Annotated in this window: 15 protein-coding genes and 1 tRNA gene; 5 read left to right on the plus strand and 11 right to left on the minus strand. The window is 64.8% G+C overall.

Features of this window, described 5'->3' with window-relative positions:
• Window position 1: 1 nt before the first annotated feature.
• A complete protein-coding gene (locus IE92_RS0108995; protein ID WP_051701654.1) occupies window positions 2-1,051 on the minus strand; it encodes a BMP family lipoprotein in 1,050 nt (349 codons plus the stop codon).
• A gap of 259 nt (window positions 1,052-1,310) precedes the next feature.
• Here IE92_RS0108995 and IE92_RS0109000 point away from each other — a divergent pair, with 259 nt between their 5' ends.
• Complete coding sequence (locus IE92_RS0109000; protein ID WP_051701653.1) at window positions 1,311-2,090, plus strand: creatininase family protein; 780 nt, start codon at window positions 1,311-1,313, stop codon at window positions 2,088-2,090.
• Window positions 2,091-2,125: 35 nt separating this feature from the next.
• Here the strand turns inward: IE92_RS0109000 and IE92_RS0109005 are convergent.
• Window positions 2,126-2,201: transfer RNA gene (locus IE92_RS0109005), tRNA-Lys, on the minus strand.
• A 303-nt stretch (window positions 2,202-2,504) separates the two neighbouring features.
• Here IE92_RS0109005 and IE92_RS0109010 point away from each other — a divergent pair.
• A complete protein-coding gene (locus IE92_RS0109010; protein ID WP_245601250.1) occupies window positions 2,505-3,008 on the plus strand; it encodes a DNA-directed RNA polymerase subunit beta in 504 nt (167 codons plus the stop codon).
• Window positions 3,009-3,386: 378 nt separating this feature from the next.
• Here IE92_RS0109010 and IE92_RS0109015 read toward each other — a convergent pair whose 3' ends face one another.
• The 9 genes from IE92_RS0109015 to IE92_RS0109055 all read right to left on the minus strand — a co-directional run bounded on the left by IE92_RS0109015 (window position 3,387) and on the right by IE92_RS0109055 (window position 14,036).
• Window positions 3,387-4,634 (minus strand): DUF7507 domain-containing protein, encoded by a 1,248-nt coding sequence (locus IE92_RS0109015; RefSeq protein WP_030148171.1) that lies wholly within the window; start codon window positions 4,632-4,634, stop codon window positions 3,387-3,389.
• A 330-nt stretch (window positions 4,635-4,964) separates the two neighbouring features.
• On the minus strand, window positions 4,965-5,744 hold the full coding sequence (gene pstB / locus IE92_RS0109020) for a phosphate ABC transporter ATP-binding protein PstB (RefSeq protein ID WP_030148172.1): 780 nt from the start codon (window positions 5,742-5,744) through the stop codon (window positions 4,965-4,967).
• A 19-nt stretch (window positions 5,745-5,763) separates the two neighbouring features.
• On the minus strand, window positions 5,764-6,819 hold the full coding sequence (gene pstA, locus IE92_RS0109025) for a phosphate ABC transporter permease PstA (protein ID WP_030148173.1): 1,056 nt from the start codon (window positions 6,817-6,819) through the stop codon (window positions 5,764-5,766).
• Window positions 6,819-7,757, minus strand: a complete 939-nt coding sequence (pstC, locus tag IE92_RS0109030) for a phosphate ABC transporter permease subunit PstC (RefSeq protein ID WP_030148174.1) — start codon at window positions 7,755-7,757, stop codon at window positions 6,819-6,821. Before pstC ends, pstA begins: the two co-directional genes overlap by 1 nt.
• Before the next feature lie 81 nt (window positions 7,758-7,838).
• A complete protein-coding gene (locus IE92_RS0109035; protein WP_030148175.1) occupies window positions 7,839-8,945 on the minus strand; it encodes a phosphate ABC transporter substrate-binding protein PstS in 1,107 nt (368 codons plus the stop codon).
• Window positions 8,946-9,218: 273 nt separating this feature from the next.
• On the minus strand, window positions 9,219-10,154 hold the full coding sequence (locus tag IE92_RS0109040; protein WP_030148176.1) for an NUDIX hydrolase: 936 nt from the start codon (window positions 10,152-10,154) through the stop codon (window positions 9,219-9,221).
• Window positions 10,151-12,325 (minus strand): RNA degradosome polyphosphate kinase, encoded by a 2,175-nt coding sequence (locus tag IE92_RS0109045; RefSeq protein WP_030148177.1) that lies wholly within the window; start codon window positions 12,323-12,325, stop codon window positions 10,151-10,153. Before IE92_RS0109045 ends, IE92_RS0109040 begins: the two co-directional genes overlap by 4 nt.
• 73 nt (window positions 12,326-12,398) lie before the next feature.
• Entirely contained in the window at window positions 12,399-13,274 is an 876-nt protein-coding gene (gene mshD, locus IE92_RS0109050; RefSeq protein ID WP_043321581.1) for a mycothiol synthase, read from the minus strand.
• Between the two features lie 84 nt (window positions 13,275-13,358).
• Complete coding sequence (locus IE92_RS0109055; protein ID WP_030148179.1) at window positions 13,359-14,036, minus strand: winged helix-turn-helix transcriptional regulator; 678 nt, start codon at window positions 14,034-14,036, stop codon at window positions 13,359-13,361.
• A 142-nt stretch (window positions 14,037-14,178) separates the two neighbouring features.
• On the opposite strand from IE92_RS0109055, the gene IE92_RS0109060 reads away from it, so the two are divergent.
• From IE92_RS0109060 to ygfZ, 3 genes are all read left to right on the plus strand, one after another.
• Window positions 14,179-14,472: a hypothetical protein gene (locus IE92_RS0109060; RefSeq protein WP_030148180.1), complete on the plus strand. Its 294-nt coding sequence runs from the start codon at window positions 14,179-14,181 to the stop codon at window positions 14,470-14,472.
• Window positions 14,473-14,723: 251 nt separating this feature from the next.
• Complete coding sequence (locus tag IE92_RS0109070) at window positions 14,724-15,485, plus strand: nitrobindin family protein (RefSeq protein WP_030148182.1); 762 nt, start codon at window positions 14,724-14,726, stop codon at window positions 15,483-15,485.
• A complete protein-coding gene (gene ygfZ / locus IE92_RS0109075) occupies window positions 15,486-16,679 on the plus strand; it encodes a CAF17-like 4Fe-4S cluster assembly/insertion protein YgfZ (protein WP_081863924.1) in 1,194 nt (397 codons plus the stop codon). It begins immediately after the preceding gene.
• The last annotated feature ends 62 nt before the right edge of the window (window positions 16,680-16,741 follow it).

Raw genomic sequence — 16,741 nt, forward strand, 5'->3', positions numbered from 1 at the left:
ACTACTTCAGTGCGGTCGGAACGGTGATCACACCGTCGACGATCTGCTTCTTTGCGGCCTCCATCTGCGTGGAGATGGCATCCAGGTTGCCGCCGCTGGTCGAGTAGCCGACTCCGCCAGACTTCACGTCATAGCGCTTCTGGCCGGGCTTGAGGTCGCCCTTTTCGAAATCCTTGATGACGTCCGCCACCGCGACGTCCACGTTCTTGGTAGCCGAGGTTAGGATGTAGGGCTTAATATCCTTGTCTACCTGCTGGTACACATCACCGTCCACGCCAATCGCCCAGACCTTCTTGTCGGGGGTGCTGGAGGACTTGGCCTGCTCGTACACGCCCTGACCGGAGCCGCCGGCGGCCGCGTAGATCACATCGGCACCGCCGGAGTACATCGAGGCCGCGGCCTCCTTGCCCTTGGTGGGGTTGGAGAAACCGGTGAAGTCGCCGAGGGGGGAGAGGTAGGTAGAGTCCACCTGGATCGAGTTATCCACCGACTTTGCACCGGCCTCAAATCCCACAAAGAAGTCCTGAATCGAGGGCTGGTCAACGCCACCCACAAAACCGATGTGCTTCGACTTCGAGGTCAGCGCGGCCGCGACACCAACCAGGTAGGACGACTCGTTGGCGGCGAAGGAGACGGCGGTGCCATCGGTGATGGTGGTGTCCTTATCCGTGTCGATGTCCACAAACTTGGTGTGGCCGCGCTTGGCGGTTGAGGTCATCGGCTGGGCGAACTGGAAGCCGATGCCGATCGCCAGATCGGCGTTCTGCGAGATGGCCAGGTTGATCCGGTCCTGATAGTCGTCCGTGTTGGGGCTCGCGAGCTTGAGTTCCTTGAACCCGAGTTCCTTTTGGGCCTTGGTGTAGCCGTTGAAGGCACCATCCATGATCGAGAAGTCACCGGTGGTGCCGTACATCAGGGCGATGGTGGGGGCGTCACTCTTGGCGGTGGTTCCCGCCGAGGCGGTTTTTCCCGAGCAACCGGCGAGGAGGACGGTTGCCGAGAGGGCAACACCACCGATGAGTAGGAGGCGACGGAGCGAGGGTCGAGGCACGGGTATCTCCATGATTTACTTATTCGCCCAAAACAATCGATATCGGGCAGGGTGGGGGAAGGCAGCGCGAGTGCGACAGTGTGCTCAGCAAACCACCCGATTGTTTCGGGCGTGTTACCGTTTTCCGCCTCAAAAATTACCGCTCTGATCACGGGCACAATCGGGAACGTCCCTCGCTCGGGGGGCAGCGATTGTGGCTGGGTTTTCGTCGCGTCGACCCGTCCCGGGGAATGGCGAGAGCGATGTACGATCCATAAATATGGATGCATATCTTTCTCCCTGGACCGACGTGGCCGCGGCCTTCGCCCGTTCGCATGGCCTGGCGATCCTCCCGTTTGGTGCGTGTGAACAGCACGGGCCGCACCTGCCGCTCGGAACCGATACGATCACCGCGCAGGCGGTGGCCGCCGCGCTTGCCGACCGGCTGGACGCGACCCTGCTGCCGCCGATCAACTATGGGGATACCTGGAATAACGCCGGGTATCCGGGAACCCTCTCGCTCTCCTCGGCCACGGTGACCGCCATTGCCGTGGATCTCGGAGAGGCCCTGGCGGCTTCCGGGGCCGGCGGGCTCGTCATCGTAAACGGCGACTGGGGAAACCGAAACCCGCTGTATACGGCGACCCGCTCGCTCATCGCCTCGGGCTTCCCGACGATCACCCTGGACTATCCGGGCATGGACGCGGCGATCTCCGAGGTTCGTACGAGCCGCGCCGCCGCCCCCGGCCTGGCGCATGCCGAGGAGGTGGAAACCTCCCTGATGCTGGAACTGGCACCCGATGCTGTTCTGATGGAGCGGGCGGTCTCCTGCTATCCGGAGTTTCCCTCGGACTTTGGCACGGCCCCGATGCAGCTGCACCGGTTCTCGCCGTCGGGCGTCTTTGGGGACCCGACCGACGCGACCGCCGGGAAGGGACGCGCGATTCTTGAGGCCACGGTGACGGCATCCCTCGCGGTGCTGGAGGACTTCATCGGAGGAATCCTGCGTGAGCGTAACGGCGCCTCACACCGGCCCCATGAGCCCGAGAACGCGGGCTAGTAAACGCAGAAATCCGCCATAATCGGCGGGGATGGTGGTGGGCCCGGAGGGGCTCGAACCCTCGACCCGCGGATTAAAAGTCCGATGCTCTGCCAACTGAGCTACAGGCCCAACCCCGCACAGAATCCACGAGTGTGGTGCGGTGCGAGGGGAGAACGCTCGAAGAATACAACGAGCGAACATCATCAGTCTATCGGATCAAACCGGGTGTTCGCCGCCACCACCCGCCGGGATCGCGGAGTACGCTGGAGACCGACTTTATGCGTCCACTCCCGGTGAAAGGATCCAGCCGTCAACGAGTTCCGCAAACCCACCCTGTTCCCCGGACACCTGTTCAGCACGTTCGTCGGGGGAAGCGATCCGGCCGAAACCAGCCGGATCTCCCACGAGACCGCTCACGCGCTGCTTTCGCGTGTGCGTGCGAATCCCGACGCCGACATTCTCGACCGTCTGGTCGCCTACACCGACAATCATGGGATCGAAACCCTCGCCGAGTTGTGGGCCACCGCGCCCGCGCGCAGTCTTCCCGGTGCGCTCTGGCGCATCTACCTGCTGCGCGCGCTGATCCGTCAGGATCCGCACACTTCGAGCCTCATCTTCCGTCGCGGGTCCGAGGTCATCCCTACGATCGATCCGGTGATCGCCGGTGCCGCCGTGCCCACCAACGTGGAGGAGATCACGACCCTGGCCGATGAGATTCTGCGCGGGGTTTTTGACGGAGACTTTGCCATCGCGCTGGATCGGGCGGCGGCGTACTGCCGGATCAACGCCGCCGGGTGTGTCTCGCTGGCCAACGATGCCGATCCGATCCATCCCGAACGCGCCGAGGGGCTGACCCGGCGGGCGCTGCGCTACAGCACGCTGGGTGATGAGTTGGCCGCGTGTTCCAAACTGTGGCGGAGCGAGTCGCTGGACTAGCCCTCGGATGCGGTTGCGGGCGAAGCGAGCCCGGCGCCGCCTCGCGCAAAACCCCGCTGGCTTCTGCCGCCCGGAGGCGGCCTCGATCCGCGTTTGTGCCTGTTCGCGCAGCGCGAAGACACGCCACAACTCGCGGATTTCTGAGTGAAATCCTCCCCCGAGCGGGGCACAGTCCCGCGGACTTTGGTACACTGGCATAGCCGGGCCGCAAAACCCCGGGCTCCAATTTTTGCCGCCGCGAGCGGCCTTCCGCCGAGAGGCGTTTCTGCGGCCCGGCACCTACTTTTAACGCGACCAGCTGACGGATAGACGGCACCGCGGACAAACAGCACCGCCCCCGAATCAGATTCGGGGGCGGTGCTGTTTTACTGGTAGAGACTAGAGGGCGTCTGCCGAGGAACGACGGCGCTGCAGTCCGAGCAGGCCAACGCCGGCGGCGAGGACCAGGATGGCGATACCGGGCACCACCGAGGACAGGTCCGAACCGGTCTCGGCCAGTCCGCCGGCCGGGTCCAGCTTGACCGTCAGGGTCTGGGCCGGGGACAGCACCCAGTTCTGAGAGTGGCTCTGCGAGGTGGCGTTGAGCGAGATGTTTACCACGCCGCGGGCGACATCAGCCTTGGTAACCACGTAGCTACCGGTGAGGGTCTCAGTGGCTTGCGGAAGGATGCCACGTTCGACGTCGGGGTTGAAGTTTCGGAAACCGGTGCCTGCGGTTGTCTGTGCGGGCGAGGCAAGAACCGGAGTCGCCAAGGTGGTGTTTCCGGCGTTCTTCGCTGCTACCGAGTAGGTGATGACGTCGCCCACGCGCTTGGGAGTTGCCTTCGAGGTGACCACGGCGTTCGTGGCCAGTGACGGGGCAAGTTCGGGCACCGGGAACCGGTGGGTCTCGGCTGCGCTGAGGACCCCCTTGTTGTTCGCGCTGATCCCGCGCACAATCCAGGTCTCGATGATGTTGTTGAACGATTCGCCCGAGTGGCCGCTGTAATCGAAGTAGTACTGGCTGAGTATATCGGTTCGAGTAATCTCGACGGTTTCACCGGCGGCCACGCTGGGGCCGGGGGTGTCCCACGGGTAGCTGGGGTGCACCGGGTTGAGGGTGAGGTTGGTCAGATCCAGGTCGGTGATGTTGGTGACCTGGAACGTGACGCCGTAGGTCTCGCCCACATCCAGCAGACCGTTACCGTTGGTGTCGTTGAAGAACCAGTTCGGGACGACTGTCAGGCCGTAGTCGCCCCAGGGTCCCTCCTCATACTCGTGCTGCGGCTCGGTGCCCTCTTCCTCGCCCTCGTCTTCGGCGACGGCCTCGTCCTCGGTCGGAACCGCGACGTTGCTGGGCTCGGCGGGCTCTTCGGGGGCCGCGGGAGTGGTGGGTGTGGTGGAAACCTCGGGGCTCGGCGTGGAGGTGCCGGTTTCCGTCTCGGAACCCTCGCTGGGCTGAGTCTGATCGGTGGGCGTGGTGCTCGGATCCACCGTGGGGGTGGTGGCGTCATCCTCCGCCGTGGCACTCACCGACGGCACCGGAATCGGTGCGGCGGAGGCCGGAAGGGTGGTGGCCACACCGAGCAGTGCGCCGATAGACAGGACGGAGGCCGCGGTAGCCCAGCGACCCGAGATTTTTGCCATTATTCCCCCATGGAATAGAAGTGATTGATTGATTTCAAAGATACGTGCAGCCTGGGGCACTTCAGGACGAAAACTACGGATTTTTCATAACGTTTGAGCCACGAATGCTCGTTATGTTCCCACAGTCGAATACACGGTCCGAAATCCCAGATAATGAGTGCTTTTATGACCCCCGGAGAGGGGGCGCTGAGACGACAAAATGCGCCGATCTCCCCGAGGGAAATCGGCGCATTCCGTAATGGCCATATGGTGGTGCGTGGTTATCCGAAGCGACCCGAAACGTAGTCCTCGGTGGCCTGGATGCCTGGACCTGGCGGTCTGGGTGCGTGGTTATCCGAAGCGACCCGAAACGTAGTCCTCGGTGGCCTGGACGTTGGGCTGAGTGAAGATCGTGTTGGTGTCGTCGTACTCGATCAGCTTTCCGGGCTGGCCGGTGCCGGCGATGTTGAAGAACGCGGTCTTGTCCGAGACGCGGGAGGCCTGCTGCATGTTGTGGGTCACGATCACGATCGTGTACTCCTTCTTCAGCTCCTCCATCAGGTCCTCGATCGCCAGGGTCGAGATCGGGTCCAGTGCGGAACACGGCTCATCCATCAGCAGAATGTCCGGGGAGACCGCGATCGCGCGGGCGATGCACAGACGCTGCTGCTGTCCACCGGACAGGCCCGAGCCGGGACGGTCGAGACGGTCCTTGACCTCGTTCCAGAGGTTGGCACCGCGCAGCGACTTCTCCACCAGGTCGTCGGCGTCAGACTTGGAGATGCGGCGGTTGTTGAGCTTCACACCGGCGAGCACGTTCTCCTTGATCGACATGGTCGGGAACGGGTTCGGGCGCTGGAACACCATACCCACCTGACGGCGCACGAGCACCGGGTCGACGCCGGGACCGTACAGGTCGTCACCGTCGATCAGCACCTCACCCTCGACGCGGGCGCCGGGGATGACCTCGTGCATGCGGTTCAGCGTGCGCAGGAAGGTGGACTTGCCACAACCGGACGGACCGATGAACGCGGTGATGCTGCGCGGCTCAATGGTCAGGGAGACACCCTCCACGGCACGGAACTTGGAGTAGTAGACGTTGAGGTCGCGGACCTCGATGCGCTTAGACACGGACTATTCCTTCGGGTTTCTATCGGGAGAGCTTCGGGGAGAAGATGCGGGCGATCAGGCGACCGAGGAGGTTCAGGGCCATCACGATCAGGATCAGGGTGAGCGCGCCGGTCCAGGCACGGTCGAGGAACTGCTGCGGGTCGGCGCCCTGCTGCGAGTACGAGGAGTACACAAACAGCGGGAGGGACATCATCCGGTCGCTGAAGAGGTTGTAGTTCATCGACTGGGTGAAGCCGGCCACGATCAGCAGCGGCGCGGTCTCACCGATCACGCGGGCGACCGCGAGCAGCGAACCGGTCACGATACCGGCGAGCGAGGTGGGCAGGACCACCTTGATGATCGTCAGGTACTTGGGAACACCCAGGGCCAGGGAGGCTTCTCGCAGCTCGTTGGGAACCAGCTTGAGCATTTCCTCGGTCGAGCGCACCACCACAGGGATCATCAGCAGCGACAGCGCGATGGATCCGGCGATACCCAGGCGGATACCGGGACCGAAGATCAGTGCGAACAGGGCGTAGGCGAACAGACCGGCCACGATCGAGGGGATACCGATCATGATGTCGACCATGAAGGTGATCCACTTGGCCAGCTTGCCGCGGCCGTACTCGACCAGGTAGATGGCGGTGAGGATACCGATCGGGATCGAGATGATCGCGGTGGCCAGGGTGATCAGCAGGGTTCCCACGATCGCGTGCAGCGCTCCACCGCCGGCGTCGGTGACGTTCCGCATCGAGGTGGTGAAGAACTCCAGGTCGAAGCGGGCGAGGCCCAGGCCGATCGTGGTGGCGGCCACCGAGATCAGCGGCACCAGCGCGAGCAGGAAGGCCAGGGTGACCAGCGAGGTCATCAGGCGGTCCTTGGCCTTCCGCGAGCCCTCGACAACCAGCGAGAGAAGGTACACCAGGACCACAAACAGGACCGCGGTGACCACCACGATGCCGGGGATCGAGGGGTTGCCCATCAGCAGGGCAATGCCGGTGATGATGATCGCGGATCCCAGCAGGACCCAGGCCGGCGTGTAGCGCGGGAGCTTGCCCGCGGTGAGGGCGTTAGCAATCGGGGCGACGGTGGACATTAGTTGGCTCCCGAGAATTCTTTACGACGCGCGACGATGGCTCGAGCAATGAAGTTCACCGCGAAGGTGATCACGAACAGGATCAGGCCGGTTGCGATCAGGACGTTGACGCCGGTGCCGTGGGCCTCGGGGAAGTTCAGCGCGATGTTCGAGGCGATCGTGTTGGGGTTCTCGGACTGCAGCAGCACAAACGAGATCACGGTGCTGGGCGAGAGGACCATGGCGACGGCCATGGTTTCACCCAGCGCGCGGCCGAGGCCGAGGATCGAGGCGGAGACGAGGCCCGAGCGGCCGAAGGGCAGCACGGCCATCTTGACCATTTCCCAGCGGGTGGCACCGAGGGCCAGGGCGGCCTCCTCGTGCAGCTTCGGAGTCTGGAGGAACACCTCGCGGGCCATCGCCGTGATGATCGGCAGGATCATCACGGCGAGCACAATCGCGACGGTGAGGATGGTGCGTCCGGTACCCGAAACCGGGCCGGAGAAGATCGGGATCCAACCGAGGTTGTCGGTCAGCCAGGCGTAGACCGGCTGCACGGCCGGGGCCAGAACCTTGATGCCCCAGAGACCAAAGACCACCGAGGGAACGGCGGCCAGCAGGTCGATCACGTAGGCGAGGCCCTGAGCCAGGCGGCGCGGTGCGTAGTGGGAGATGAACAGTGCGATTCCCACGGCCAGCGGCACGGCGATCAACAGGGCGAGGAACGCGGCCCAGACCGTACCGAAGGCGAGCGGACCAACGTAGGTCCAGAAGTTTGAGGGGGAGCCCTTGAGCTCGGTGGTGTCGGCGCCGAGGGCGGGGATTGCTTCAACGATCAGGAAGATGGCCACCGCGGCCAGGGCCACGAGGATGAGGCTTCCAGCGATCAGGGTACTCCGGGCGAAAACGCGGTCACCCAGACGGATGACGGGTTTAGGCCGTTCGGTTTGAGTGGTCATAGTCGACGGTGCCCTCGGCTCCTTGTCTCGCCGTCGTGGCCCGGCCAAAAGGCCGGGCCACGACGAGTGTGATGTGGGGTGTTACTTGATGCTTCCGACGGCGGTAGCAACCTTCTTGGAGAGGTCGGCCGACAGCGGCGCGTTTCCGGCCTTCTCGGCGGCGGCCTTCTGGCCGGCCTCGGAGGTGATGTACTCGAGGTAGGCCTTGGTCAGGGTGCCCTGAGCCGGGTCCTTGTAGGTCTCGCAGGCGATGGCGTAGGAGACCAGGACGATCGGGTAGTGGCTTGCATCGGTGGTCTTGCGGTCCAGCTTGATGGCCAGGTCGTTGGCTCCACGGCCCTCAACCAGCGGCGATTCGGCAACCACGGCGGCTGCGGCATCGGCCGAGTAACCGACGAACTTGTCGCCAACCTTGACCTTGACAACGCCCAGCTTGCCGGCGCGCGAGGCGTCTGCATAACCGATCATGTTGGTGCCGTTGGTGACGGCGTCAACCACACCCGAGGTGCCCTGTGCACCCTCGCCACCGGTGTACGGGAAGTCGTCGGCCGGCTTCTCGGTCCACACGTCGGGTGCGTTCTGGTTCAGGTAGTCGGCGAAGTTCTTGGTGGTACCCGAAGCGTCCGAGCGGTGCACGGCGTTGATCTTGGCGTCGGGGAGCTTGGCGTCCTTGTTCAGGGCGACGATCTCGGGGGCGTTCCACTGGGTGATCTTGCCCGAGAAGATGCCGGCCAGGGTGGCGGCGTCCAGGTTCAGGTCCTTGACTCCGTCAACGTTGAAGATCACGGCGATCGGGGAGATGTACACGGGGATGTCGATGGCCTTGGTGTCTGCCTTGCAGGTACCGAAGGAACCGGCGAGCTCCTCGTCCGAGAGGGCCGAGTCGCTACCGGCGAAGGCGGCGCCACCGGCGATGAAGGACTTACGACCAGCACCCGAACCGGACGGGTCGTAGTTCACGGTGACCTTCTCGTTGGCGGTCTGGAAACCGGCACCCCAGGTGGTCTGTGCGGTGCCCTGGCTCGATGCGCCAACGCCGACGAGCTCACCGGAGAGGTTGCTGGCCGCGGGGGAGTCGGAGGCCGACCCGGATGCCGAGGGCGAGCCCTCGTTCGCTGCACACGAGGTGAGGGCGAGGGCGGTGATCGCGGCGACAACCGAGACGCGCGCTACCGAAGAAAACTTCACGGGTACTTCCATTCATAGTGGATTCGGGGCGAGCCTGCTGTCGGCTCACCGCCGAGGCTATGCCGCGATAGTGACAAGCATGCCGCGCGTTGGTGAACGGGAGGTTAACTCGGGTGAACGGTTGGTGCCGCACCGCGTGATTGCGCGGCGGCCAATTTCCCGATCTTGCCGAGCGTTTACCCAACGGTAGGAATCCGGCCGTTGCCGGTACATCCTGGACGCACGACATAGCCCGCGTCATTGAGATGACGCGGGCTATGAGCTTGGTGAAGATTAGACCGGATTGGGGTGGGTCTCGATTGAGATGATGCCCGAACTCGGGTTGGTGGCCGAGAGGTGGACCACCGAGAAGTCGCCCGGGGCGAGGTCCGCGGCCGAGCGAATATAGCTGCCGGTCACGCTACCGGTGGCCAACGCGATCTCCCGCAGCAGCTCGGGAACCAGGGGCAGGTGTGAACAGATCACCGCGTTCTTGCCGGCGCTGACCCGCTTGCCGATGATGGCGCGCGGGTCCGCGCGGTCCTCCTCGAACGCATCCTGGCTGATCTTGGCGCTGCGCTTCGGGGTGATCCCGGTGGAGGCGGCCAGCGGGGCAACCGTGGTGACGCACCGCACGGCATCGCTGGTGACGATCTTTCGCGGTCCAAACGCGGCGATCATCGGAACCACCGCCTGGGCCTGGTCGAGCCCGCGCGGGGTCAGCGGACGCCCGGCATCGGTGCCGTCCCCGGCCGAAGCCGAGGCCGCCTTGGCATGGCGAAGCACCGTAATCGAGAAGGTGTGGGTCACACCCTCGGCCACGAGCTTGTCAAACACATCCACGATTTCGACATCGTGTCCGTAGGTGAGATAGGTGCGCGCCTTCTTCGGGGTGACCCATTCGATGGCGGCCACCTCGCGGTTCGGACGGAACTGCGAGGTGCGGATCGCCTCATCGCTGACAAACGCCGCCCAGTAGTGCACCACCTTGGTTTTGCCCGAGGGCAGCAGGTAGCGGCTCATCCCGAGCGGCACGCCGAGGTTGACCGACAGGCCGGTTTCCTCGCCGATCTCACGAACGGCCGTCTGCGGAAGGGTTTCGCCGGGATCTACCTTGCCCTTGGGGATGGTGACATCCCCATAGGCGGTGCGGTGGATGACGAGGACATGGACCTTGCCCTCGATCAGGCGCCAGCACAGGGCTCCGGCGGCATATACGGCTTTGTTCACCTACGGTTCCTCGGACGTCGACGATGGGTAATCTGCTGCAACAGCTTATCCTGCAGATCATCCAGCGGCGCACCCGTGTCGTCGAACGCATGACGGATCCACTCACCATCGGCCTGGAGATCCCAGGCCCCGGTCTGGTCGTCCATGGCCAGGTCAAACAGTTCGGTGATCTCGGCGATGTGACCGGGATCCACCAGGCGCACCAGGGCCTCGACCCGGCGATCCAGGTTGCGGTGCATCATGTCGGCACTACCGATGAAGAGGTGCTGATCGCCGTCGTTCACAAACGAGAAGATCCGCGAGTGCTCCAGATAGCGGCCGAGGATCGAGCGTACCCGGATGTTCTCGCTGAGTCCGGGCACCCCGGGCATCAGCCCGCAGATGCCGCGCACCCACACCTCGACCGGAACGCCGGCCTGGCTCGCTCGATACAGTGCATCGATGATGGCCTCATCCACGATCGAGTTGACCTTGATCCGGATGCCGCTGGGCTTGCCCTCAAGCGCGTTGCGACGCTCGGTGTCGATGTGCTTCAGCAGTCCCTTACGCAGGTGCAGCGGTGCCACCAGCAGGCGCTTGAACTTCTTCTCGATCGCGTAGCCGGAGAGCTCGTTGAACAGACGGGTGAGGTCGCGCCCGACCTGCGGGTCGGCGGTCAGCAGCCCGAAGTCCTCGTAGATGCGCGAGGTCTTGGGGTTGTAGTTTCCGGTACCGATGTGGCTGTAGGACACCAGCGATCCGTTTTCCTCACGGATGACGTGAGCGAGCTTGCAGTGGGTTTTCAGACCCACCAGGCCATAGACCACGTGCACGCCGGCCTTTTCCAGCTTGCGCGCCCAGGTGATGTTGGCCTGCTCGTCGAAGCGCGCCTTGACCTCGACCAGCGCGAGCACCTGCTTGCCGGCCTCGGCCGCGCGAATCAGGGCCTCCACGATGGGGGAGTCGCCCGAGGTGCGGTACAGGGTCTGCTTGATGGCCAGCACGTGCGGATCCGAGGCCGCCTGTTCCAGGAAGGCCTGGACACTGGTCGCGAAGGACTCATACGGGTGGTGCAGCAGCACGTCGCCGCGGGCGATGACCTCGAAGAAGTCGACCTTGCTGTTGGAATCCGAGGGTGCCAGCGCGGCGGCCGTGGTGGGCAGGCGCTTGGGGTAGTGCAGGTCCGGACGGTCGGCCCCGGCCAGGCTGAACAGCCCGCCCAGGTCCAGCGGTGCCGGCAGTCGGTAGATCTCCTGATCGGTGATATCCAGCTCGCGCACCAGCAGGCCCAGGGTGACCTGGTCCATATCGGCGCTGACCTCGAGCCGGATCGGCGGACCGAAGCGGCGACGCAGCAGCTCGCGTTCGAGGGCCTGGATGAGGTTTTCGGACTCGTCCTCCTCGATCACCACGTCCTCGTTACGGGTGACCCGGAACACGTGGTGTTCGAGGATCTCCATGCCCGGGAAGAGGTCGCCGAGGTGGCTGGCGATCACGTCTTCCAGCGAGATGAATCGTGCCGAACGCAGCGTCTCGGTGGGGTCCACGCGGATGAAGCGCGGCAGCATCTGCGGCACCTTGAGCCGGGCAAATTCCTGACGACCGGTCTTGGTATTGCGGATGCGCACGGCCAGGTTGATCGAGAGCCCCGAAATATAGGGGAAGGGGTGGGCAGGGTCCACCGCGAGCGGCATCAGGATCGGGAACAGTTGATCGGCAAAGTAGCTGTCGATTCGGCCGTGATCGGCCTCGTCCAGATCCTCCCAGGTGACCACGCTGATGCCCGCCCGGGCAAGATCCGGGGACACCAGGTCGCGCCAGGCTCGGGCGTGACGCTCCTGCAGCTCATGGGCGGCAATGGAGATATCGTTCAGCACGTCCGCCGGGGAGCGACCCACGTTGGTCGGCACGGCCAGGCCGGTCAGGATGCGTCGCTTGAGACCGGCGACGCGCACCATGAAGAACTCGTCCAGGTTGGACGCAAAAATAGCCAGGAAGTTCGCTCGCTCCAGCACCGGAAGCGAGGCGTCCTCGGCCAGCTCCAGGACACGCTGGTTGAACGCGAGCCAGCTCAGCTCGCGGTCAAGATAGCGCTCCTCGGGGAGCGAGGGATCGGATTCGTCCAGTACCGCGTCGAAGTCATCATCGTCGCCGCCGAGTCCGCTATAGAGAGCCACGTTTTCTTCAGCCATTTCCCCATCTTGGCAGGTTATTTAGCGCGCCGCGCGGGAAATCTGTGAACGTTGTGAAAACTTCGAGACGAAACTAAACCCGTGGACGGTGGTACTGCACGTCGATCGTGTCGGTCCGATAACCCAGCGAGCGATAGAGGCCCAGCGCGCCCGGGTTCGAGTCGTCCACGTACAGACTGGTGGTGGTCAGACCCAGCTCGGCAAAACGCGCCAGCCCGGCATTCATCAGGCGCCTACCGAGGCCCTGTCCGGCGGTTTCCGGGGCCACCCCGAGGACGTAGATTTCCCCGTCGGTGTCGCCGGGGAGCACCTTGAGCCAGTTATAGCCGATCAGATGACCGGCATCGTCGCGCACCAGCAGGAAGTTCTCGGGGTCGAACCAGTCCTCCCCGGTGCGGGCGTCGAGGTCCGCTCGCAGCAGCGCACCCTGCTCGGGATGGTCGCGGAAAACCCGGGCATTCAGGGACACCCAGTCATCGGCATCACGTTCGGTGAGGAACGTGGAGATCAGCGGATCAATCGTCACCGGTCCGGGTGCCGCGGGCTCCAGCTCGCGCTCCAACCGGTACAGCACGCGTGCGCGCTCAAACTCGTGGACGCGGGCCAGGGCGGCGGCGGCCGGGTGATCCCCGTGAGCCCAGGCCGACAGCAGCCCGGCACCGGCGGTTCCCGCCAGCACCTCGCCGATCAGGGCGGTGCCGTGGCCGAGGCCGCGGTGGCCCGGATCGATCACGGCCTCAAACCCCACACCGTCGATCACCGCGGCACCCAGCAGGGCATCCTGGTTGTCTTCGACGGTAACCAATCGGGCGTTCCCGGCGGCCAGCGCGAGGCGGGACTGATCGTTGAACGGCGGCTGCCGGTCGGCCTCATGCGCGCGGCGGATCAGCGCGTCAAGCGCATCGGCAATGTCTCCCGCGTTGCGGTCGGTGCGGATCTGGCGGCTCACGCGTGCTCTCCCACGTCTCGATTGGTGCGGAACCGGCGATTCACGCGTGGTTCCCCGTGTTGTGGTCGGTGAAGAGCTGGCGGCTCACGCGTTCTCCCCGGCACCCTCTTCGGCGAGGTTGAAGCGGTAACCAACGTTGCGGATGGTCACGATCAGCTGCTCCATGTCGCCCAGCTTGGCGCGCAGGCGTCGGATGTGCACGTCGACGGTGCGGGTGCCGCCGAAGTAGTCGTAGCCCCACACCTCGCTCAGGAGCTGTTCGCGGGTGAATACGCGGCCCGGGTTTCCAACAAAAAACCGCAGGAGCTCAAATTCTTTATAAGTGAGATCCAGCGGTCTTCCCTGAACGCGGGCGGAGTACGACGATTCGTCGATGGTCACGCCGGAGGTTTGCAGCGGCGAGGCCACGGCGGGCGCGGGCGTGCGTCCGATACACAGTCGAAGTCGGGCGTCCAACTCGGCCGGACCCACCCCGTCCAGCAGCAGGTCGTCCACACCCCAGTCGGAGGTGACCACCGACAGGCCACCCTCGGTGAGGACCAGCAGCAGCGGAATCTCGGCGAAGCCGGAGTGCAGGATCTTGCACAGCGCGCGGGCGGAGGCCAGGTCACGCCGGCCGTCTACCACCAGGACGTCGGCCTCGACGCCGGCCATCACCTGGTCGGCGCGGGCGGGTACCTGACGCACCCGGTGCTGCAGTAGCCCGAGCGCAGGCAACACCTCGGTGTCGGTCTGACTGGTCAGAATCAAGAGTCGTGCCACGGGTTCCTCCGCCAAAGATGTAGGGCTATCCTACTGTTTCTTCCGTCGAACTCGGGACCACTCGGATCTGGGGCGTGGCTGTGAAGCTGAGGATCGGGCGTTTGGAATGGTGCCCGGGCGGGTGATCGGGCACAATGGCAGAATGAGCCAATTTGATCAGGTTGCCCTGCCGCGCCGCCGTGACATCGTTGCGGTGTGGGTGGTTGCACTGGTCGGGGCGATCCTGATTTGGATCTTCGCTCCCGGCGTGACCGCGTTCTCCTGGCTGGCCGTGACGCTCGCCGTGGTCACCATGCTGACCTTTGTGATTCAGCTGCGCGGCGGTCGGAAGACCGGCTTTATCGATCGGGTGGCGATTAGCATCGCCGGTTCCGTGGTGATCCTCGGCGTGATGAGCGCGCTGATGGGCATCGGCAAGCTGCTGCCCGCCGCCTAGCGAGTTTTTTGGTGGGTGGTTCCCTGCGCTCGCGGTGACGAGCGGCGAATCGGGGGTATGTCTGGTGTGCGCGAATGCCGCAAACCGATCGGCTCGGAAGGTTGATCCCCGCGGGCTGCGGGATAGACTGGAGCCATGCTCGCACTTGAACTGTTTTTCATCGGTCTGCTCTGCCTGGCATCGCTGGCGATTGTCTACACGGCAGGCGTCGTGGTTTATAACCTGTACCGCGGTCAGCGCTAGGTTTTCGAATGATTGAAATTCCGACCGGTCTGCCGGCCGAGATCGTTCCGCTGTCCTGGCTTCTCGGCGTCTGGGAGGGCACCGGAGTGCTGTCCTACCCCGTGGGAGATGAGCGGGTGGAGCGGGAATTCCGGCAGCGGGTGAGTTTCAGCCACGACGGCCAGTCGTACCTGAACTACAGCTCGCAGGCTTGGATTCTCGGTGGCGAGCCCGCGGCTCCCGGTATTGTCGGCTTTGCCGATTCGGCGGCGAACGCCGGTTCCTCGGATTTTGAGTCCGCGGATGCTGAGACCTCGGATGCTGAGTCCGCGGACGCCGTGAATCTGGACTCCGTAGACCCGGATGCCGCCGATCCGTCGGAGACCGTGGCCGAAATTCTGCCGCTCGCGGCGGAGACCGGTTACTGGCGTCTGCACCGTCCCCTGACTCCCGGTGATGCCGGCCCGGCAATGCTGCCCGCCCGCGCCGATGCCCCCTATACGGATGCCGAGAGCGTCGAGACCCTGCGTAACGACGCCGGTGGTTTCGACATTCAGGCCTCGATCATCCACCCGGATGGTGTGAGCGAGCTCTACCTGGGCCAGATTCTCGGCCCGCGGATCGATCTGGCAACCGATGCGGTGCTGCGTGCGGCCGGAAGCAAGGACTACACCGCGGCGACGCGGATGTACGGGCTGGTGGACAACCACCTGCTCTGGGCGTGGGACATTGCCGCGCTGGGTCAGGAACTGACCTCGCACGCGTCTGCACGTCTCGCGAAGGTTGACTAGGTGACCTCGCTCCCGCGGACCCCGTTTGCCTCGCTGCCCGGCGCGATTGTGCCCGAGGCCGCGGTGCCGTCGGATGCGGATGTCGCGGATTCCACGCAGCTGGGCGATCCGGGCGTGCCCGCGCACTACGGCAATCCGCTGCGTGAGCAGCGCGCTCTCGACGCGGGAAAGGCGCTGGTGGACCTGTCCACCCGCACCGTTCTCGAGCTGCGTGGCGAGGACCGGCTGACCTGGCTGAACTCGATCACCTCGGGTTTGGTGACCGCCCTGGCCGTGGGAGATTCGGGGGAGACCCTGGTGCTCAGCCCGCAGGGACGAATCGAGCATGCGGCCGGCCTGATCGATGATGGGGTGTCGCTGTGGCTGCTGCCGGAGTCTTCCTCGGCCGAGGCCCTGGTTTCCTGGCTGCTCAAGATGCGTTTCCGCGCCCGGGTGGAAATCCTGGACCGCACAGAAGACCTCGCGGTGATCGGCCTGCTGGAGCGAGACGGTGGCATCGCCCTCGAAGCGCTGCCCGCCGCCGCACCAAACGGTGTACCGCTGATCTGGCGCGACCCGTGGACCCACGTGGTGGACGGGGGCTGGCAGTACTCGCGCCCGGAAACCCACCCCGGAGTGGACTTCACCTGGCGTGAGGTCCTCGTGCCGCGCTCGGCCCTGGCCGAGGTTGCCGCCGCACACCCTGCCGCCGGTTCTCTCGCGGCCGAGGCGCTGCGGGTTGCCGCCTGGCGTCCGCGTGAGCTGAGCGAGGTCGACGATCACGCGATCCCGCATGAGACCGACTGGCTGCGTTCCGCCGTGCACCTCAACAAGGGGTGCTACCGCGGACAGGAAACCATCGCCAAGGTGCACAACCTCGGCCACCCGCCGCGCCGATTTGTCCAGCTGCACCTGGACGGTTCGGAAGGCTTCCTGCCCGAACCCGGTGCCGAGATCCGCGCCTTCCGCGACGGTGAACCGCGCATCGTGGGCAAGGTCACCTCGGTGGCCAACCACTACGAGTTTGGTCCGATCGCCCTCGGCCTGATTCGCCGCGCCGTGGATCCCTCGATCGACCTTGAGGTTGCCCGTCCCGTCGGCGAGAACGAGGAACCCGGCTGGCTGGCCGCCGCCCAGGAAATCATCGTCCCGAGCGACGCCGGTTCGGTCGCCGACATCCCTCGCCTGCCCCGCATCGGCGGCCGCCGGGCATAGTGCGCCGTTACGCCAACGTACCCTTATTCATTGGCGTAGGTGATCGTGACGAGCGAGGCAAG

It is taken from the genome of Mycetocola saprophilus (assembly GCF_000718085.1).
GTDB lineage: Bacteria > Actinomycetota > Actinomycetes > Actinomycetales > Microbacteriaceae > Mycetocola > Mycetocola saprophilus.